The sequence below is a fragment of the Variovorax sp. genome (genome assembly GCF_965279555.1).
GTDB lineage: Bacteria > Pseudomonadota > Gammaproteobacteria > Burkholderiales > Burkholderiaceae_C > Variovorax.
Genome location: NZ_OZ257247.1, coordinates 2,727,314 through 2,746,822, shown reverse-complemented (window position 1 = coordinate 2,746,822; position 19,509 = coordinate 2,727,314). Strand labels below are relative to the sequence as shown.

Genomic DNA, 19,509 nt, shown 5'->3' with positions numbered 1-19,509 from the left:
TTCTTCGGAAAACGGATTACTTCGCCACCACGGTGGCGGACTTGATGGTGATGGGCTCGACAGGCACGTTCTGCATGCCGCCCTTGTTGCCGGTCTGCACGGCGCGGATCTTGTCGACCACGTCGGTGCCGGAGACGACCTTGCCGAACACGGTGTAGCCGTAGCCGTCGGGGTTGGGTGCGTTGAGCGAGTCGTTGTTCTTCACGTTGATGAAGAACTGCGAGGTGGCCGAATCGGGGTTGCCGGTGCGGGCCATGGCAATGGTGTACTTGTCGTTCTTCAGGCCGTTGCTGGCTTCCAGCGGAATGGGCGCTCGGGTGGGCTTCTGCTTCAGGTCGGCGGTGAAGCCGCCACCCTGGATCATGAAGCCGTCGATGACGCGGTGGAACACCGTGCCGTCGTAGTGCTTGTCGTTGACGTACTGCAGGAAGTTCTCGACCGACTTCGGCGCCTTGGCGGCGTCGAGTTCGACCACGATGTCGCCGGCCGAAGTGGCGAGCTTGACGCGCGGGGAGGAGGTCTGTGCATGCCCGGCGGCGGCGAACGTGAGTGCGGCGGCCAGCACGAGGGCGCTGCGGCGGCTGAATCGGGAGAGTGCGTGGATCGTCAAGTGATGCTCCGTGTGCGGATGGGGGAGAGCGGGGGGGCGCACGACGAATCTGTCGCCGTCGCGCGGGAGACCTCGCTCGCTTACTTGCTGGTGCGGCCGACCGGCTTGCGGATGACCACCGGCGCGTTGGGCAGCGCGGCAGCCTCGGCTTCGGCCTTGGGCGTGAAGATCTGGCGGATCAGCGCCAGCTTGGGCGCGACGCTCGGATTGGTGCTGGCGAACTGCTGGGCGCGCACGTATTCCTGTGCCGCGAGGCGGGCGTACACGTCGCCCAGGTTCTCGTGCGCGGTGGCGTAGTTCGGGTTGAGCTTGATGGCCTGTTCGAGGGCGGAGCGCGCCTGGTCGAACTTGCTTTGCGACGCATAGAGCGCGGCGAGGTTGTTGTAGGGCTCGGACAGCTCGGGGAAGTCCTGCGTGAGCTGGGTGAAGGCGGCGATGGCCTCGTCCTGCTTGTTCTGCTCGGTGAGGATCACGCCGCGCAGGAAACGCATCTGCGGGTCGCGCGGCTTGCCGGCGATGTAGGTGTCGGCCTTGGCGAGCGCTTCGGCCGGCTTGCCCTGGCGCAGCAGCGTGTTCACGTCGTCATACTCGTTGGCATGCGCGGCGCCCCACAGGCTGAACAGCAGGACGAAAGCAAGGGAGAGTCTGGAGAAAGCGGCGTGCTTCATGAAGCCTCGGAGTGGGAAGTGCGGGCTTGGGGAACACCCGGGAGATACTCGGCAGCAGCCGTTTATACTAGGTTGCATTGTAGCCGAGGGGCCATGTCCAACCCCTCGCGACCACAGCCCCCGTCACCCCTGAAAAACATCGTCGTTCGCCCGTGCCGCACGTGCGCGAAGCGACGTTTTCCGAATCTCATGAGTCTGCGCATCTACAACACGCTGTCGCGTGAATTGGAGGAATTCTCCCCCCTGCAACCCGGACAGGTGCGCATGTACGTTTGCGGCATGACGGTCTACGATTTCTGCCACATCGGCCACGCCCGCATGATGATGGCGTTCGACGTGGTGCAGCGCTGGCTGCGCGCCAGCGACTACGCCGTGACCTACGTGCGCAACATCACCGACATCGACGACAAGATCATCGCCCGCTCCGTACAGCGCGGCATCACCATCCGCGAGCTGACCGACGAAGTGATCGCGGCCATGCACGAGGACATCGGTGCGCTCGGCATCGAGCCGCCCACCATCGAGCCGCGCGCCACCGAATACGTGCCGCAGATGCTCGGCATCATCGAAAAGCTGGAGCAGAAGGGCCTGGCCTACCGCTCGGACAACGGCGACGTGAACTACGCGGTGCGCAAGTTTCCGGGCTACGGCAAGCTGTCGGGCAAGTCGCTCGACGAACTGCATGCGGGCGAGCGCGTGGCCGTGCTCGACGGCAAGCAGGACCCGCTCGACTTCGTGCTCTGGAAGGCCGCAAAGCCGACCGAGCCCGCCGACGCCAAATGGGAAAGCGCCTACGGCACCGGCCGGCCGGGCTGGCACATCGAGTGCTCGGCCATGAGCTGCGCCACGCTGGGCGAGACCTTCGACATCCACGGCGGAGGTGCCGACCTGCAGTTCCCGCATCACGAGAACGAAATTGCCCAGAGCGAAGGCGCCAACGGCAAGCCGCTGTCGCGCTTCTGGGTGCACAACGGCTTCGTTCGCGTGGACAACGAGAAGATGTCCAAGAGCCTGGGCAACTTCTTCACCATCCGCGAAGTGCTGCAGAAGTACGACGCCGAAAGCCTGCGCTTCTTCCTGGTACGCACGCATTACCGCAGCGCGCTCAACTACAGCGACGCGCACCTGGACGACGCCCGCAATTCGCTCAAGCGCCTGTACACCGCGCTCGACCTCGTCGCACCGGCTGAAGTGGCCATCGACTGGGCCCAGCCCTACGCCGCGCGCTTCAAGGCCGCCATGGACGAGGACTTCGGCACGCCCGAAGCCATTGCCGTGCTGTTCGAACTGGCCGGCGAGGTCAACCGCACCAAGTCCGCCGAGACCGCCGGCTTGCTGAAAGCGCTGGCCGGTTCGCTGGGCCTGCTGCAGGGCGACCCGCGGGCTTTCCTGCAGGCCGGCAGTACGCTGGACGACGCGGCCATCCAGGCCCGCATTGCCGAGCGTGCCGCTGCCAAGGCGGCAAAGAACTTCGCCGAAGCCGATCGCATTCGCCAGGAACTCCTCGAGCAGGGCATCGTGCTCAAGGACTCGCCCACGGGAACCACCTGGGCGGCCGCGCAGTGAACGGTACGACGAACCCCATGCCCGCCACCAAGAAGTCCAGCGTACAGATCTATACGCCGGACTATTGGGAAGAGGCGTGCAAGCATCTCTCCAGGAAAGACCGCGTCATGAAGCGGTTGATCCCGAAGTTCGGCGACGCCTGCCTGGAATCGCGCGGTGACGCGTTCACCACGCTGGCGCGCAGCGTGGTCGGCCAGCAGATTTCGGTGAAGGCCGCGCAGTCGGTCTGGGACAAGTTCGCCGCATTGCCGCGCAAGCTGACGCCGGCCAACGTGCTCAAGCTCAAGGTCGACGACATGCGCGGCGCGGGCCTTTCGGCACGCAAGATCGAGTACCTGGTCGACCTGGCCCTGCACTTCGATTCGGGCCTGGTGCACGTCGATTCGTGGAAGGACATGTCGGACGAGCTCATCATCGAAGAGCTCGTGGCCATCCGCGGCATCGGCCGCTGGACGGCCGAGATGTTCCTCATCTTTCACCTGATGCGCCCGAACGTGCTGCCTGTAGACGACCTGGGACTGCTCAACGGCATCAGCGTCAATTATTTTTCGGGCGATCCGGTGAGCCGCAGCGATGCCCGCGACGTCGCCGTGGCCTGGGCCCCGTATTGCAGCGTGGCGACTTGGTATATTTGGCGATCACTGGACCCGGTTCCAGTCGCATATTGAACACAGGAGAAGACGTTGGCGAAACGAACCTTCCTCGACTTCGAGCAGCCCATTGCTGAACTCGAAACAAAGATCGAAGAACTGCGCTATGTACAGACCGAATCGGCGGTCGACATTTCTGAAGAAATCGATCAGCTCGGCAAGAAAAGCCAGCAACTCACCAAAGACATCTACAGCGACCTGACGCCCTGGCAGATCACCAAGATCGCCCGGCATCCGGAGCGCCCCTATACGCTCGACTACGTCAACGAAATCTTCACCGATTTCGTCGAACTCCATGGCGACCGGCACTTTTCCGACGACCTGTCGATCGTGGGCGGCCTCGCGCGCTTCAACGGTGTGCCCTGCATGGTGCTGGGCCACCAGAAGGGCCGCGACACCAAGGAACGTACGGCGCGCAACTTCGGCATGAGCAAGCCCGAGGGCTACCGCAAGGCGCTGCGCCTCATGAAGACGGCCGAGAAGTTCAAGCTGCCGGTGTTCACCTTCGTGGACACGCCAGGTGCCTACCCCGGCATCGACGCCGAGGAGCGCGGCCAGTCGGAAGCCATCGGCCGCAACATCTTCGAGATGGCTCAGCTCGAGGTGCCGATCATCGTCACCATCATCGGCGAAGGCGGTTCCGGTGGCGCGCTGGCCATTTCGGTCGGCGACCAGCTGGTGATGCTGCAGTATTCGATCTACTCGGTGATCAGTCCGGAGGGCTGCGCTTCCATCCTGTGGAAGACCAGCGACAAGGCGCAGGAAGCGGCCGATGCATTGGGCATCACCGCGCACCGCCTCAAGGCGCTGGGCCTGGTCGACAAGATCGTGAACGAGCCCGTCGGCGGCGCGCACCGCGACCATCGGCAGATGGCCGCGTTCCTGAAGCGCGCGCTCAACGACGCCTTCCGCCAGGTCAGCGACCTGAAGCCGAAGGAACTGCTGGATCGCCGCTACGAGCGCCTGCAGAGCTACGGCCGTTTCAACGACACCAAGGCCGACAACGGCAGGTAACGCAGTCTCCGTCATGAACTCCGCTTTCGAACGCGCCATGGCCGCGTTCGAGCCGGCGCATTGGCCGCTGGCGGTGGGGTTCAGCGGGGGCGCCGATTCCACGGCCCTGCTGGCCGCCTGCGCGGCGCGCCGGCCGGGCGAGGTTGTTGCCTTTCACGTGCATCACGGGCTGCAGGCCGCAGCCGACGACTTCGAACAGCATTGCCGTGACGTTTGCGGACGTCTGGCCGTACCGTTGCGCGTTCATCGCGTCGATGCACGGCATGCGCGCGGAGACAGTCCGGAAGACGCGGCCCGCCGTGCCCGCTACAGCGCGTTTGCCGAGATGGCGCTCATGAATGTGGGCGCTCCGGCTATCAAATCGATAGCGCTGGGCCACCACGCCGATGACCAGATCGAAACCCTGTTGCTGGCGCTTTCGCGCGGTGCGGGGCTTCCGGGGCTGGCCGCGATGCCGGTGCACGCGGAGCGGGGCGGGCTCGAAATCCATCGCCCGCTGCTGGGAGTGGCCGGTGCCGACATCCGTGAATGGCTGACCGGGCGCGGCCTGCCGTGGATCGAAGACCCGACCAACGGCGACGCGCGCTACACCCGCAACCGGATTCGCGCCGTGGTGCTTCCGGCGCTGGCGCAGGCTTTTCCGCAGTTCCGCGCCACCTTCGCTCGCAGCAGCGGGCATGCCGCCCAGGCGCAGGAGCTGCTGGACGAGCTTGCCGCCCAAGACCTGGAGACGGTGGGCAACCCGCCGCGCATTGCAACGCTGCAAACCTTGTCGCATGCCCGGCAGGCCAATGTGCTGCGCCACTGGCTGATGCGGGCCCACGGCTGCGCGCCCAGCGCGGCGCAGCTCGAGCAGCTGCTCAGCCAGGTCCGCGCCTGCACCACGCGCGGCCACCGGATCCACCTCAAGGTGGCCGCCGGATTCATCGAGCGGAAGGGCGATTTCCTGCATTGGTACAATGCCCTGCCCTCGCCGAAGACTTTGCTCTGACAGCTTGCAGGGCGCCGCCTTTCAAGCGGCCCTTTTCTTTTCTCTGATTTCACCCATGGCATTGATCGTTCACAAATACGGCGGTACGTCGATGGGCTCGACCGAGCGCATCAGGAATGTCGCCAAGCGCGTCGCCAAGTGGGCGCGCGCAGGCCACCAGATGATCGTGGTTCCGAGTGCCATGAGCGGCGAGACCAACCGCCTGCTCGGCCTGGCCAAGGAGCTGGCGCCCAGCAAACCTGGCGTGGCGCACAACCGCGAGCTCGACATGCTGGCCTCGACCGGCGAGCAGGCGTCGTCGGCGCTGCTTGCCATCGCGCTGCAGGCAGAGGGCGTCGAGTCGGTCAGCTACGCCGGCTGGCAGGTCTCGGTGCGCACCGACAACTCCTACACCAAGGCCCGCATCGAAAGCATCGACGATGCGCGCGTCATGGCCGACCTGAACGCGGGCAAGGTGGTGGTCATCACCGGCTTCCAGGGCGTGGACGACGACGGCAACATCACCACGCTCGGCCGTGGCGGCAGCGACACCTCGGCCGTGGCCATCGCCGCGGCCATGAAGGCGAACGAATGCCTGATCTACACCGACGTCGACGGCGTCTACACGACCGACCCGCGCGTCGAGCCCGATGCACGCCGCCTGACGACCGTGAGCTTCGAGGAAATGCTCGAAATGGCGAGCCTGGGCTCCAAGGTCCTGCAAATCCGCTCGGTGGAATTCGCCGGCAAGTACAAGGTGCCGCTGCGTGTGCTTTCGAGCTTCACGCCCTGGGACATCGACATCAATGAAGAGGCCAAGTCCGGCACGCTGATCACTTTCGAGGAAGACGAAAACATGGAACAAGCCGTCGTATCCGGCATCGCATTCAACCGCGACGAAGCCAAGATCTCGGTGCTCGGCGTGCCCGACAAGCCCGGCATCGCGTATCACATCCTCGGTGCCGTGGCAGACGCCAACATCGAAGTCGACGTGATCATCCAGAACCTGAGCAAGGACGGCAAGACCGACTTCAGCTTCACCGTGCATCGCAACGAATACGCGAAGACGGTCGACCTGCTGCAGTCGAAGGTCATGCCCTCGCTGGGCGCGACCGAAATCGTCGGCGACACCAAGATCTGCAAGGTCAGCATCGTGGGCATCGGCATGCGCAGCCACGTGGGCGTCGCGAGCAAGATGTTCCGCGTGCTGAGCGAAGAGGGCATCAACATCCAGATGATCTCGACCAGCGAAATCAAGACCTCGGTCGTGATCGACGAAAAATATATGGAACTTGCGGTGCGCGCACTGCATAAAGCGTTCGATCTGGATCAACCGAGCGCCTAAGTAATGGCATAATCGTGGCTTCTTTCAGGAACTGTGACCGAGTGGCCGAAGGTGCTCCCCTGCTAAGGGAGTATGGGGTGTAGAGCCTCATCGAGGGTTCGAATCCCTCCGGTTCCGCCAAACAAGCCCAGTAGCTTCCACGCTGCTGGGCTTTTTTGTTTCTGCTCCTGAATTCCAATGAAGGTGCTTTCACACGCCCTCAGGCGTCGTTCAACTCCAGAAGCCCAGACAACACCGTCCGGCACCGCCCGCAAAGCATCTTCTGCTCGGCGTCATCCGTCACCGTGGCGTCGTGCCTCCAGCACCTCATGCAGCGCAGCGACGAGGTGCGCCTGACCTTGACCTCGACGCCGCCACTTTCTTTCAAGGCCACATCGGCGACCATGAAGATCGAAGGCAGTTCCGCACTCAGTAGCGCAAGCGACTCGATGGTCTCCGCAGGCGCTTCGATGACGATGCTCGCCTCGCTCGATCGGCCGATGGCGCCCGACGAGCGGATGTCTTCGATCGCCTTCATCACGCTGGGCCTAAGCAGCCTCACCTGCCGCCAGAATTCGGCAAGCTCCGAGTCGCCCATGCAAGGTGGCATCGCTTCGTCCCAGGTGTGGACGAACACGCTATCTTCCTGCGACTTGAACAGCACCGCCCAGGCTTCTTCAGTGGTGAAGCTGAGGATCGGCGCCGCCAGGAGCAGCAGGTTCTGCACGATGGCGTGCAGCGCGGTTTGCGCGGAGCGTCTTTCATGGCTGTCGCGCGCGTTGGCGTACAGCCGGTCTTTCAGCACGTCGAGGTAGAACCCGCCGAGCTCTTCCGCGCAGTAGCCGTGCAGCAGCCGGGTCACGGAAACGAAGTCGTACTCGCGGTAGCTCTTGCGGCATTGCTCGGCGAGCTCGCGGCAGCGGAGCATGGCGTACTGGTCGACGCGCTCGAGATCCTCCGCGGCCACGCTGTCGGTCGCCGCGTCGAAGTCCGATACGTTCAGCAGCAGGAAGCGGATGGTGTTGCGGATGCGCCGGTACATCTCGACGACGCGGTCCAGGATCTCCTGCGAAACGGAGATGTCCGTCGAGTAGTCGGTGCTTGCGATCCACAGGCGGATGATGTCCGCGCCGCGCGTATTCGCCACCTCCTGCGGGCTGACGGTGTTGCCCAGCGACTTGCTCATCTTCTTGCCGTCTCCGTCGACCGCGAAGCCGTGCGTCAGCACTGCCTTGAACGGTGCGCGGGCATCGGCCGCGCAGCCGGTCATGAGCGATGAGCCGAACCAGCCGCGATGCTGGTCGGAGCCCTCCAGATAGAGGTCCGCCGGATACCCATGCGCGTCGGGGCGGCGGGCATCGCGATAGACGGTGGCGTGGATGGAACCGGAGTCGAACCACACATCCAGGGTGTCCGACAGCTTCTCGTACTCGCTCTCGTCCACGCCCAGGTCGGCGGGCTTCAGGCGCGTCCAGGCGGAGATGCCTTCGCGCTCGATGCGCAAGGCCACCTCTTCGACGAGCCGTGCGGTCTGCGGATGCAGCGACTTGTCACTGCGCCTGACGAAGAAGGGAAGGGGGACGCCCCATGTCCGCTGCCGCGAAACGCACCAGTCGGGCCGGCCGTCGATCATCGCTTCCATGCGCGAGCGGCCCGAAGCCGGATAGAACGGCACGTCCCTGATCGCCTCGCGCGCTGTCTCGCGCAGCGTGCGCGTGTCGCCCGCCGCCCGCTGGTCCATGCCGATGAACCATTGCGTCGTCGAGCGAAACAGGATCGGCGTCTTGTGGCGCCAGCAGTGAGGGTACGAGTGCTCGATGCGCTCATGCCTGAGCAGCGATCCGTCGGCCTTCAGCATGTCGAGGATCAACTTGCTGCCTTCTTCCAGCCCCATGCCGCCGATGGCCGGCAGGCCGGCCACGAAGCGCCCGGCACCGTCGATCACGTTGTCGCCGCCGAGGCCCAGGCTGCGGCACAGTTCGAAGTCTTCCGCGCCGTGGGCCGGCGCCAGGTGGACCAGGCCGGTGCCGGTGTCCAGCGAGACGAAGTCGGCGGCCACCAGCGGCACTTCGGTGTCCAGCAAGGGGTGCTTCAGCCTGAGGCCGACGAGGTCGGCGCCGGGCGCGACCGCGCAGAGTTCATGGTCCACGCCCAGTGCGGCGAGCAGCTTTGCGCCGGTTTCCGCGGCCATGACCAGCAGGCCGTTCGGCGTGTCGTAGAGCCCGTAGCCGGCCTCGGGATCGAGGCCCACTGCGACGTTGCCCGGCAGCGTCCACGGTGTCGTGGTCCAGATCGTCAGCCGGGCCTGTTTGCCGGGCATGGGCTGGCACTTGAAGCGCGATGCGAAATCGACCGCGTCCAGCGCCAGCAGGCCGACGTAGGCGGTCGTCGAGCGCTTGGAGGCGTATTCCAGTTCCGCCTCTGCCAGCGCCGACTGGCAGTCGACGCACCAGTTGACCGGCTTCTGGCCGCGAAACAGCAGGCCGCGCCGGCGGATGCGGTCGAGAAAACGGATCTCGTTGGCCTCGGTCTCGAAGTCCATGGTGCGAAAGGCTCTGTCCCAGTCCCCCAGCAGGCCCAGCCGCAGGAAGTCTTTCTTCTGGCTTTGCGTCTGCTGGAGCGCGTATTCGCGGCACAGCTGCTGCACCTGTTCCGTCGGCAGGCCCCGTCCGTTCGCCTGCTCGATCCGGTGCTCGATCGGCATGCCGTGGCAATCCCAGCCGGGAATCCATTGCGCATCGAAGCCGTCGAAGAAGCGGCTCTTGAAGACCATGTCCTTGAGAACCTTGTTCACCGCATGCCCGATGTGGATGTCGCCGTTCGCATAGGGCGGGCCGTCGTGCAGGATGAAAGGAGGGCGGCCGGCCGCCGCGGTGCGCATCTGCTCGTAGATGCGCTGCTCGGCCCACCGCTTGACCAGATCGGGTTCGCGCCTGGGCAAGTCCCCTTTCATGGGAAACGGGGTCTTCAGCAGATTCAGGGTGTCTTTGAGGTCCGACATGTGGTTTCTTCTTTATGGCGATCACCTGGGCCGCAGGGGCGGCCGCGGCTGTAAGTGACCTGCGCGTTATGCCTTGTTGCGTAGAACCGAACCGGCGGTCAGGAGCGCCGCGAGGCTGGCGGCCGCGGCGAACATCACATACCAGGCGGGGGCGAGCGGGCTCCCGGTCTGGGCGATCAGCGCCGTGGCAATGAATGGCGCGAAGCCACCGAAGATCGTGACAGCGAAGTTGTACGCAATGGAAAGCCCCGTGGACCTCACCTGCGGCGGATAGAGCTCGGCCATGGCGGCAGGGGCGGGCCCGGTAAAGCCGGCGATCAGCACTGCAAAGACGATCAGCACCGCTGTCAGGGTCACGGCACTTGGAAAAGCCGTGAGAAGCCAGAGCGCCGGATAGGCCAGCACCAGGATCGCCGCGGCGAATCCGATCAGCAGCGGCCACCGGCCGATACGGTCCGACAGTCCACCGAAAACCGGCGCCAGCACGACCAGCACCAGTAGCCCGGCGCCATTCGCCCAAAGCGATGCGCTCTGGGGCAGTTTCAGCGTGCGCACGGCGTAGGTCGGCATGTAGACGAGAAAGAAATACGTGCACACCGTCCACACGATGGTGACGCCGAATCCGGCGACGATTTCCTTGCGGTACGAGCCGATCACCTGCTTCAGCGGGGACGCCTGCCGGTTGGCGGCCTTGGCTCGTTCGAAGGTTGCCGGCTCTCGCGTCCTGGCCCGGATGTACCAGCCCACGGGACCGATGACCAGGCCGAACAGAAACGGAACTCGCCACCCCCAGGACTCCAGCTGCTCGGGGCTAAGAATCCCCGTGAGCGTCGCGCCGAAGATCGAACCGAGCAGCAGTGCCCCGGCCTGGCTGGCCTGCTGCCAGCTTGCAAAGTAGCCTTTTCGCCCCTTGGGCGCATGCTCGACGAGAAATGCCGTGGCTCCCCCGACCTCGCCGCCGGCGGAGAAGCCCTGGATCAGCCTCGCCAGAACGATCCAGGCGGGTGCCCAGAGACCCACGTGGGCGTAGGTCGGCGCCAGGCCGATCATTGCCGTTCCAAGCGCCATCAGGAGGATGGTCGTGGACAACGCGGCCTTTCGCCCGTGCGTGTCGCCCAGCGCGCCCAGAACCACCGCACCGATCGGGCGCATCACGAAGCCCACGCCGAAGGTCGCCACGGTCAGCAGCAGCGAAGAGGTTTCGTTGCCCGTCGGGAAGAACAGCCTGGAAATCGTGAGCGCGAAGAAGCCGTAGACGGCAAAGTCGAACCACTCCAGCGTGTTGCCGATGACCGCGGCGGGAATCATGCGGCGCGTGGCATCGTGGGCCCGTGCGCTCTGCGCCGGAGTTCCGTCGGCGGTGAGGGCTGCGAGGGCGGTGGCGGTGTCCGCTACCGCGGCTGCATCGAGGTTTTTCATGCTGTCTTGAGAGAGGTTGTGGGTGAGGCGTCGGCTTCGCAGAGTGCCCACGCACCGGCCGATTGCATGAAGCGATCGGCCGCCTGCAACTGGGCTGCAGATATCCATTCGTTCGGCTGATGCGCCTGCGCGATGGAGCCGGGGCCGCATACCACCGTCGGAATACCCACCTGCTGGAAGAAGCCCGCTTCGGTGCCGAACGGCAGGTCTGCCTCCGGCCAGAGCGCGCCGAGCTCGCGTGCAACCGAGAGAGCCACGTCGTTGTTGCGTGCCGACAGCGCCGGCACGCCGGCAACCTGCATGGCCTCGACCGTGACGCCGGCGGGAAGGTCCGTCAGCGCCTCCCTGACCACGTTGCGCACAAGCTCCGCCGCCGCTTCGTCTTCCGGACGGAACTCCCACAGGACCTCGCAGCAGCCCGGCACGATGTTGATGGCGGTGCCTCCGTCGATCCGGCCGATGTTGATCGTGGCCTCGCCGCCCTGCCTGGCAAGGCTGCGCCGCAGCCCGGCCAGGCAGGTGACCAGGTAGGCGGCGGGCTCTATGGCGCTGGCGCCGAGCGAGGGGTCGCTCGAATGTGCGGGGAGTCCGCTGAAGAGCGCCCGGTGCCCGAAGAAACCGCGATGCCTGACGCCGATCCGCATCTCGGTCGGCTCGCCGATGATGGCCAGTGCAGGTGCCTCCACTTGCGTCTTCAAGCAGCTCACGAGCTCTGGAACGCCGAGGCACCCGATCTCTTCGTCATAAGAGAACGCAAGGTGAATCGGGCGAACCAACGACCGCTGCCGCCACGAAGGAACGGCCGACAGGCAGGCGGCGATGAAGCCCTTCATGTCCGCCGCGCCGCGGCCGTGGAAGCGGCCGTCGCGTTCGACCAGCGTGAAGGGATTGGCGCTCCAGTTCTGGTCGGTCACCGGCACGACGTCGCTGTGCCCGGAGAGCACCATGCCGCCCGCCATGTCGGGGCCGATGCTGGCGAGCAGGTTCGCCTTGCGCTTGTCCTCGCTGTGCACGAGGTGCACTTTCACCCGATGAGCCGACAGGTAGTCGGCGATCCAGTTGATCAGGTCGAGGTTCGACCGGTGCGATGTCGTATCGAAGGCCACCAGGGTCCGCAGGATCTCGACGGTGGTCATGCGACACGCTCGGCCAGGGTGCTGTTGCCGCTGCTGCGGTTGACGCTGCCCGGGTTGCCGCCCAGCCGCTCCTGCACCAGCTGCATGGCTGCGGATTGGGTCGGCATGCCCGTGCGCGCGGCGAGTTCGAAGATCCGGTGCAGCGTGGCGCCGATGGCTTTCACCTGCGAATCCACCTTTGCGGAATTGAAACCCTCGTGCTCCGACGCCACGCGGATCAGGCCGCCCGCGTTGATCACGAAGTCCGGCGCGTACAGGATTTTCTGGTCGCGCAACTGCCTGCCATGTTCGTCGCGGGCCAGTTGGTTGTTGGCGCCGCCGGCGATCACCCGGAATTTCATCTGCGGCAGGGTTCGATCGTTCACGACCGCACCCATTGCGCAAGGAGAGAACACGTCGGCCTGAACGGCATGGATCTCGTCGGGCTCGACTGCCCGCGCATCGAATTCGGCGCACGCCTTGCGCGCCAGCGTCGCGTCGACGTCGGATACCGTCAGGCACGCCCCCGCACCGGCGAGCAGCCGGCACAGGTTCCAGCCGACGTTGCCCAGGCCTTGCACCGCAACCGTCAGCCCGCGCAGGTCGCGATCCAGCCGATGCGCGACGCTGGCCTCGATGCCGTGATAGACCCCCAACGCCGTGGTCGGCGAAGGATCTCCGGTGCCGCCGAGCTCCTGCGGCAAGCCGACCACGTGCCGGGTGTTCTGTCGTACCCAGGCGAAGTCGGCGACAGTGGTGCCCACGTCCTCGGCGGTGATGTAGCGGCCCCCAAGGCGGTTGACCGCCACGCCCATCGCCCGCAGCAGTTCGGGCGTCTTGCTCTTGCGCGGGTCGCCGAGGATCACCGACTTTCCGCCGCCCAGGCCGAGTCCCGCGGCCGCGGCCTTGAACGTCATTCCACGCGACAGCCGAAGCACGTCGCGCAGGGCGGAAGCATCGTCGGCATAGGGATACATGCGGCATCCGCCCAGGGCCGGTCCGAGCCGGGTGCTGTGGATGGCGATGATGGCCCGCAGCCCGACCCGATCATCGGAAACGAAGACGACCTGTTCGTGGTCCGCAAAAGACTCGGTGGAGAAGACTGTCATTTGATTTTTTTGAATTTCATTTGAACGAGTGCGGACATCGCTGCCAGGCCGCCGCATCAATACCTGGAAATTCAGGCTAGAAAAAGCAGCAGGCGGCGTAGATATAGCAATAGCTCCACTGGCCGGACATCGGGTGCCGTGCCGGTGAGCGTCAGGACTTCAGGGCTTGCTTGGCGGAATGATTGCGTCATGTGTTGGCCTCGCTTTGAGGTGCAGCATGACAGGGGGCGGCGCGGTGATATTGGCGAAAATTTTGCGCCTGGAAAATCAGGTGCGGGATGGCTGCAAGGCGCTCGCCGTGGCGCTCAATCCCATCTCGTTGAACAGCCTTTGGTATTCATTCAGTGCGAGATTTCGCAACAAATGGTGATGGCTGGATTCGATCCTTAGTTCGCCATTCGAGAATTCGAATTTCGCGATGTCCATCCAGTCTTCAGGAAGAAGTTTGAATCGAAGCTCCGTGTCTTCCTGGCCGGAGTCTTCGGTCTTCAAAGGAATCAAGGGTATTTCCGGCTCGCCATGCGGGATCAGGCAGGTCCAGATAAGACCGTGGCGCTCAACCGCAGGAAACGTCGTGATCCTGAAGCAATCCACCGCCTTGAGTGCCAGCTTCTCCGGCGCCTTGCGGCATTGCCCGTCGGACCCGAAGCGCAGGCCGTGGTAGGCGCAAACCAGCTCGCCGTCTTCGATGCGACCCGTGCTCAGTTGCAGCCCGCGGTGCGGGCACATGTCGCGGGCGATGCGAATGCCATCGGGCATGCGATAGATGGCCAGTCGCAGATTCAGCAAGCTCACCTGCCGCGGTCTGGCCAATACCTTGTCGGCGCGGGAGACCGGAAACCACTGCCTGGCCAGAAGGGGCCAGTCCTGCTCGGAGAAGCTGCAGTTCGAAGGCAGGAACCCTTCGGGCAGGGGGCGCGGAGGAATCTGTTCGACTGGCATGCCCGGTGCCTATCTGACCAGGCCGATCCGGATCCTCCGGTTGTGCTGCCCCTTGTTCTCGATCTTCAGGATGCGCAGCGGTGCCGATTGCGAGGTCTTCGAAAGATGGGTTCCGCCGCAGGCCTGCCGGTCGAGTCCCACGATTTCGATGATGCGCGTGGTGCCGTCGTCCTGGCTCGGCGGCGCCACGGACCGGCTGCGCAGCACCCCGGGCTCGCGCGAGAGTTCGGCCGCATCGAGGTACACCGCATTCACCTGTAGCCCGTCGGAGATGAGGGTGTTGAGTTCGGGTTCCAGCTTGCGCAGTTCGTTGTTGTCGGCTGCAGGCAGGTCGAAGTCGATTCGGGCCGTGCCGTCGGCTGCCATTTGCACGCCCGTGACCAGCGAGCCCTCGAAGCGCTGGTAGACAAGCGCATTGAGGATGTGCAAGCCCGTGTGCAATTGGCTCATCATGAAGCGGAAATCCTGATCCACCTTGGCGATGACCTTTTCGGCGGGAATCCCGGCGGTTTCCGCTTCATCGAAGTAGTGCCATGCATTGCCGCCTTCCATTTCGATCCGGCCGATCTTGATTTCACCGCCATTCCACTGCAGCGTGCCGCGATCCGCCAATTGCCCGCCGCCGCCCGGATAGAAGAACGACCGATCGAGAAGAACGGCGTTCGGGCGGCGCGCTATGACATCGGCTTCGAATTGAAGGCAATCGGGTTGGGTATGGCAAAGGTAACGTGACATGAATTCCTCGGTTCGCGGGATGCTTATGAAAATCGTCGTGCGGTAACGATGCCGACCAGAATGATCACGGCGCCTGCAAATTCGGTAGCGCTCAGGTATTCGTGGAACAAGTAGGCGCCGAGCACGGTTGCAATGACAGGCTGAATCAGCAGGGTGATGGAAGAAAGCGCGGCCGGGAGCTTGGCCAGCGCATAGGCGATGAGGCCCTGGCCCCCGACGTGGGACACGACAGCCAGCGCAAGCAGCATCAGCATGCCGTGAATGGTGTGCGGAACCAGCGATTCGCCGCGCAGCAGCGTGATGGGCAGAAGAACGATCAGCGTGCCGACGCTGCTCCATGCCATGACGGTCATCGTCCGATAGTTCGAGCGCACGAGGCTGACCGCCAAAAGATATGAACCGTAAAAGACGGCCGTCAGCAGCCCTAACAGATTTCCCGTCATATAGCTCGACCCGAAATCCAGTCGATGGCCGATCAGGATGAATGCGCCGGCCAATGCGCACAGCATGCCGAGCAGGAAGCCGGATTTGAATTTTTTCCCCAGGAATAAATTGGAGCCTAGCACCACGAAGATCGGGGCAAGATTGGCAAGCAGATTGGAATTGGCCAGCGTGGTCAGTGTCATGGACCAGTGGTAGAGCGCCAGATTCCCTGAAAAGATGAATCCGACGAGAATGAGCTTGATGGGAATGGCCGGCATCCGTTCGGCCACCGGACCGGTCGGGCCGGTCGGGCCAGCCAGGCGCGTGGGCTCGGCTCTTGCCGCCAGCATATCGAGCAGGAAGAAGATCGGAATTGCCAATGCAACCCGATAAACCGCGCTCGCGGTTGGAGGCAATTCGCTGTGCCGGAGAAAAACTCCGCCCAGCGCCAATGCCGCCGCGCCAAGCAGAAGCGCGACGAACGAAAAGAAATTGCTTTTTGAAGCAGCAGGTAGGGCAATGGTCGTCATATTTGATTTGACACGACCGAGTCTCCATCGGTCGTGTCAGCCGGTTTGTTTTTAATCATCAAAAGGACAGGGCAAAAGAGCTATCGCCCTTCAAATCCCTCGATCACCATGAGCTGCATGTCGACCGCAGCATCCTTTCGCAACCCACGTGCAAAGGTATATTCCGGTGATTCGTAAAATTTTCTCGCTGCGTCGGCAGATTTGAATTCGACAAGAACCACGCGCCGGTCATCCGGAGAGCCTTCCAAATGCATGCGCTCGCCTCCCCGTGTCAGAAATTTGCCTCCGAATTTTTCTATGATCCCGGGCGTGAGTTGCTTGTATTCGTTGTATTGATCCGGATCCACGATGGACATCCGGCCAATCAGATAGGCAACCATATGGCAACCTTACTCGGTGCTGAAAACGCTGTTCAAAATTAAAAGCACAGCCGGTTGCTACACGTATGCGACTTTTCTCTGCTCTGCGGCGGCGACACCGGATTGCAGCAGTGCCGCATCCAGAACGTCCCACAGGCCGGTCAGCGAATCGAGGAAATCGTCCGCGCCCTCGACGACCAGATGGGCGTATTCCGTCTTCAAGGCAAGCTCGACCGCGGTGCGGGCGTTTTGCTCGTGGTGCTGCTCGGCGCCGACTTCACCCCAGTGCTCCAGGAGGTAGTGCATTTCGGGCACATCGAGGTCCGCGTTGTAGATGCCGCTGTCCACCAGGCAATACTTTTCGCCGGGAATCAATTGCTGGTTGGAGATCATTTCCAGCGCCAGCGTGGTGCCGAGGTTCCTGTAGGTGTTCTCGATGTCCGTCAGCTTGCGGTGATCGAAGACGCCAATGGCCTTGCGGACTTGCGCGGTCAACCCGGTGTCCATGTCGTACCCGGGCAGGGAACCGAGCAGCTGGTTGGAAAAGTCCTTGAGCTTCGCTTCGACCTTTTCCTGGTTGTAGAGGTCCGAAAACACGGGCTTCTCGGCCGATTGGTTGACGATGTATCCCGCCATCGTGGCCAGCTCGGGGCCGTGACCCGATTCGCTCTCGACGATTTCTTCCAGCAACTCGCTTTGCCTGTGCAGCCCGTGCTCCTTGAGCGCATCGGGAAAATTCCATCCCGGACGCGTAGACGCGCAGAAGCTCTGGATCTGGTGGAAAAGTGCTCCCACAACGGGAGGTTCCGGTTCGATCTTTACCCAATTCTTGAAAATCGGGTGGGAATAGCAACGATGACTTTTAACTCTCTCAACCAGATCGGAAATGGTAACGCTCATTTCGTGCTCCTAATTACAGTTGGTTAAAAAATGCCGTGATAACTCGGTTATTTGCTTGCCGTCAACATTCGCCCTCCAGGGTGATCAAGTATTTCGACCCGCACATTTGAAAAGCCCGCGCGGAACAATTTTTCACTCCATTCTTCCTCGCTCAGAAGTCTCCTGGACATGAAATGATTGTGCAGATGATTGAATGCGGCGGCGAACGGCTTTTCCCAGCTGGATTGAGCAACGGGAATTGCGTCGACAATGATCAGCGTGCCCTTGATCGCATTGGCGCAGCAAGCGCGCAGCAATGCGTCGAGGGTTTCTTCCTCCGCGGGAAGAAGGTCGTGCATGACGAATCCCGCGTGGATGATGTCTGCATCCCTGATGAGAGAGGCGTCTTCCACGAGAACCTGGATGGGGGCGGTAACGAACTGGAGCCTGTCGCTCATTCCCGCTTCACTGGCCGCCCGAACGGCTTGCTCGGTGGCTGATGCACTCAGATCGATTCCAACGCCTTTTGAGCCTGGAATTTTCCTGAGCATGCGAATCAGGAATCCTCCTGACCCCGATCCAAGATCCACGATTTTCTTTGGTGCCATGGCAACGATGGCGTTTTCCGGCTGCGGATAGAAAGATTTCTCGCCCATCCATTTCGATGTGCGCGCAACCAATCCTCCGCTTCTTGGGTATTTGAGTTGTGCCTCCTCGTTGTTTTCCGAAAATTCTTTCGCGTTGTTGATCAACGGGGCGCAGGCGCGGAGCGCCCATGAGAGATATCCGACTTCGTTGATCAGTTCGTCGAAATTGCTGCCGGCCTTGTAGGTTGCCGGCGCCTTTTCATCCAGTACCTCGATGATTCCCGCCTTGCTCAGGGAGTCGAGGTAGGCGGAAATCACGGATTCCTTGATTCCGCAGGACCTGGAGGCCGTGGCCGCGTCCACGACCGGTGATTTCTGGAGAAATTCAATGATTCCGTACTCCGCGCCTATTTCCAGCAGGATTGCAGAGCCTGCGAGGGAGGAACCAGTAATGCCGCGATCAACGTTTTGCATGGGTCACCTGTGGGTTAAACACTATTGAAAACGAACTAATTACTTTGCAGTGGTCGAAACCATTTAGTTGCACGATAGTCAGTGCGTGGAAACCCGTATTGGTAAAAATTGCAGGCGGAAGCGATCGCGCAAAAAACGAATCGGAATTCAGTGCGAGCGTCGCGAGACGGCGGGCCGCAAGAGGGCGGGCTCTGATGCGGGAGCCGTGCGTGAGCGAAGACGCTCGCGAGGGCCCTCAGCGCATGGCGCGAGGGCCGTGGAGGCGCGTGGAGGAGATCTCAGCAGGTGCGCGCGCGCACGTACTGAAGAGGCGTCATGCCGAAGGTGCGCTTGAAGTGCCTGGTGAGGGCACTCTGGTCGTAGAAGCCGCTGGCCATGGCGGCTTCGATGAGCGGGCGGCCCGCCGCGAGCAGGGCGATGGCGGCCCGCAGCCGCAATTGCGTGAGGTAGGTGTGCGGCGTCAGGCCGATGGTGCGGTTGAATGCGCCTATCAGCTGGAACGGCGTCAGGTCGGCGGCGGCGGCCATCTGTTCCAGCGTCAGCCGTTCCGCGTAGGCGTCGTGCAGCAGCTCCAGCACCGGCGCCAGCACCTGCGCATCCGCCGGCACGCCGAGCACGCGCTGCCCCGCCTGTCCATGGCTCTGGAAGAGGGTGCCGAAGCTGTGCACGAACAGCTCCTGCTGCCGTAGCGCGTCCCACTGTTCCTTGTGGCCGTCGAAGGCCCGGTGCAGTTCCAGGAAGCTCGCGATGAGGTCCGGGTCGCCGAGGATGTTCGACATGAAGTACCGGGTCTGGTCGATCCCCAGCATGGCCAGCAGGTGCCGGATGCCCGGTTCGGCCAGGTAGAAGGCGCGATAGCGCCACCGGGCGCTGCCGCCCATGCGGCCGGAGTGCGGCTCGGAAGGGTTGAAGACGAGGAGCGCCTGCTGGTGGGCGATGTCGGTGCGGCCGCGGCTCTTGAACTCCGCGCCGCCGACCTCGGTCACCGCGATCACGAAGGAGTGATGAACGTGGGGCGCGTATTCATGCGTCGTGAAGTCCGCCTGCAGCATGTCCATGCCCGGCAGGTCGGGCACATGCCAGTAGCGCGACGTGTTCCGAGGGTCAAGCCTTGCCAACGTGAGCCTCCGTTCG

Annotated in this window: 18 protein-coding genes and 1 tRNA gene; 6 read left to right on the top strand and 13 right to left on the bottom strand. The window is 63.3% G+C overall.

Annotated features, from left to right (window positions below; all coding sequences use genetic code 11):
• Positions 1-16 precede the first annotated feature (16 nt).
• Together ACQY8B_RS13140 and ACQY8B_RS13135 are read right to left on the bottom strand one after the other, a co-directional pair.
• Positions 17-610: a peptidylprolyl isomerase gene (locus ACQY8B_RS13140; protein ID WP_422087101.1), complete on the bottom strand. Its 594-nt coding sequence runs from the start codon at positions 608-610 to the stop codon at positions 17-19.
• 80 nt (positions 611-690) lie between these two features.
• A complete protein-coding gene (locus tag ACQY8B_RS13135) occupies positions 691-1,278 on the bottom strand; it encodes a tetratricopeptide repeat protein (RefSeq protein ID WP_422087100.1) in 588 nt (195 codons plus the stop codon).
• 189 nt (positions 1,279-1,467) lie between these two features.
• Here ACQY8B_RS13135 and cysS point away from each other — a divergent pair, with 189 nt between their 5' ends.
• The 6 genes from cysS to ACQY8B_RS13105 all read left to right on the top strand — a co-directional run bounded on the left by cysS (position 1,468) and on the right by ACQY8B_RS13105 (position 6,943).
• A complete protein-coding gene (cysS, locus tag ACQY8B_RS13130; protein WP_422087099.1) occupies positions 1,468-2,844 on the top strand; it encodes a cysteine--tRNA ligase in 1,377 nt (458 codons plus the stop codon).
• 17 nt (positions 2,845-2,861) lie between these two features.
• Positions 2,862-3,512, top strand: coding sequence for a DNA-3-methyladenine glycosylase family protein (locus ACQY8B_RS13125; protein WP_422087098.1), 651 nt, complete (start codon positions 2,862-2,864; stop codon positions 3,510-3,512).
• A gap of 15 nt (positions 3,513-3,527) precedes the next feature.
• Complete coding sequence (locus ACQY8B_RS13120) at positions 3,528-4,508, top strand: acetyl-CoA carboxylase carboxyltransferase subunit alpha (RefSeq protein WP_422087097.1); 981 nt, start codon at positions 3,528-3,530, stop codon at positions 4,506-4,508.
• Positions 4,509-4,521: 13 nt separating this feature from the next.
• The gene (gene tilS, locus ACQY8B_RS13115; protein ID WP_422087096.1) at positions 4,522-5,499 is read left to right on the top strand and encodes a tRNA lysidine(34) synthetase TilS; all 978 of its coding nucleotides are present in this window, start codon (positions 4,522-4,524) and stop codon (positions 5,497-5,499) included.
• A 55-nt stretch (positions 5,500-5,554) separates the two neighbouring features.
• Entirely contained in the window at positions 5,555-6,823 is a 1,269-nt protein-coding gene (locus ACQY8B_RS13110; RefSeq protein ID WP_422087095.1) for an aspartate kinase, read from the top strand.
• Positions 6,824-6,850: 27 nt separating this feature from the next.
• Positions 6,851-6,943 (top strand) — tRNA-Ser (locus tag ACQY8B_RS13105).
• 79 nt (positions 6,944-7,022) lie between these two features.
• On the opposite strand, the gene ileS is transcribed toward ACQY8B_RS13105, so the two are convergent.
• The 11 genes from ileS to ACQY8B_RS13050 form a co-directional block, all read right to left on the bottom strand.
• The gene (gene ileS, locus ACQY8B_RS13100) at positions 7,023-9,803 is read right to left on the bottom strand and encodes an isoleucine--tRNA ligase (RefSeq protein WP_422087094.1); all 2,781 of its coding nucleotides are present in this window, start codon (positions 9,801-9,803) and stop codon (positions 7,023-7,025) included.
• Between the two features lie 66 nt (positions 9,804-9,869).
• Positions 9,870-11,222, bottom strand: coding sequence for an MFS transporter (locus ACQY8B_RS13095; protein ID WP_422087093.1), 1,353 nt, complete (start codon positions 11,220-11,222; stop codon positions 9,870-9,872).
• Complete coding sequence (gene argE, locus ACQY8B_RS13090; protein ID WP_422087092.1) at positions 11,219-12,358, bottom strand: acetylornithine deacetylase; 1,140 nt, start codon at positions 12,356-12,358, stop codon at positions 11,219-11,221. The genes ACQY8B_RS13095 and argE overlap by 4 nt, the downstream gene beginning before the upstream one ends.
• Positions 12,355-13,446 carry a Leu/Phe/Val dehydrogenase gene (locus ACQY8B_RS13085; protein ID WP_422087091.1) on the bottom strand — a complete coding sequence of 364 codons (1,092 nt, stop codon included), beginning with the start codon at positions 13,444-13,446 and terminating at the stop codon, positions 12,355-12,357. The genes argE and ACQY8B_RS13085 overlap by 4 nt, the downstream gene beginning before the upstream one ends.
• Before the next feature lie 267 nt (positions 13,447-13,713).
• Positions 13,714-14,388 carry a Rieske 2Fe-2S domain-containing protein gene (locus ACQY8B_RS13080; protein WP_422087090.1) on the bottom strand — a complete coding sequence of 225 codons (675 nt, stop codon included), beginning with the start codon at positions 14,386-14,388 and terminating at the stop codon, positions 13,714-13,716.
• A gap of 9 nt (positions 14,389-14,397) precedes the next feature.
• Entirely contained in the window at positions 14,398-15,123 is a 726-nt protein-coding gene (locus ACQY8B_RS13075; RefSeq protein WP_422087089.1) for an alanyl-tRNA editing protein, read from the bottom strand.
• Positions 15,124-15,146: 23 nt separating this feature from the next.
• The gene (locus ACQY8B_RS13070; protein ID WP_422087088.1) at positions 15,147-16,076 is read right to left on the bottom strand and encodes a DMT family transporter; all 930 of its coding nucleotides are present in this window, start codon (positions 16,074-16,076) and stop codon (positions 15,147-15,149) included.
• 80 nt (positions 16,077-16,156) lie between these two features.
• On the bottom strand, positions 16,157-16,456 hold the full coding sequence (locus tag ACQY8B_RS13065) for a DUF1330 domain-containing protein (protein ID WP_422087087.1): 300 nt from the start codon (positions 16,454-16,456) through the stop codon (positions 16,157-16,159).
• Between the two features lie 57 nt (positions 16,457-16,513).
• Positions 16,514-17,335 carry a hypothetical protein gene (locus ACQY8B_RS13060; protein ID WP_422087086.1) on the bottom strand — a complete coding sequence of 274 codons (822 nt, stop codon included), beginning with the start codon at positions 17,333-17,335 and terminating at the stop codon, positions 16,514-16,516.
• 47 nt (positions 17,336-17,382) lie between these two features.
• Positions 17,383-18,375: a class I SAM-dependent methyltransferase gene (locus ACQY8B_RS13055; protein WP_422087085.1), complete on the bottom strand. Its 993-nt coding sequence runs from the start codon at positions 18,373-18,375 to the stop codon at positions 17,383-17,385.
• A 278-nt stretch (positions 18,376-18,653) separates the two neighbouring features.
• Positions 18,654-19,493, bottom strand: coding sequence for an AraC family transcriptional regulator (locus ACQY8B_RS13050; RefSeq protein WP_422087084.1), 840 nt, complete (start codon positions 19,491-19,493; stop codon positions 18,654-18,656).
• Positions 19,494-19,509: the final 16 nt, after the last annotated feature.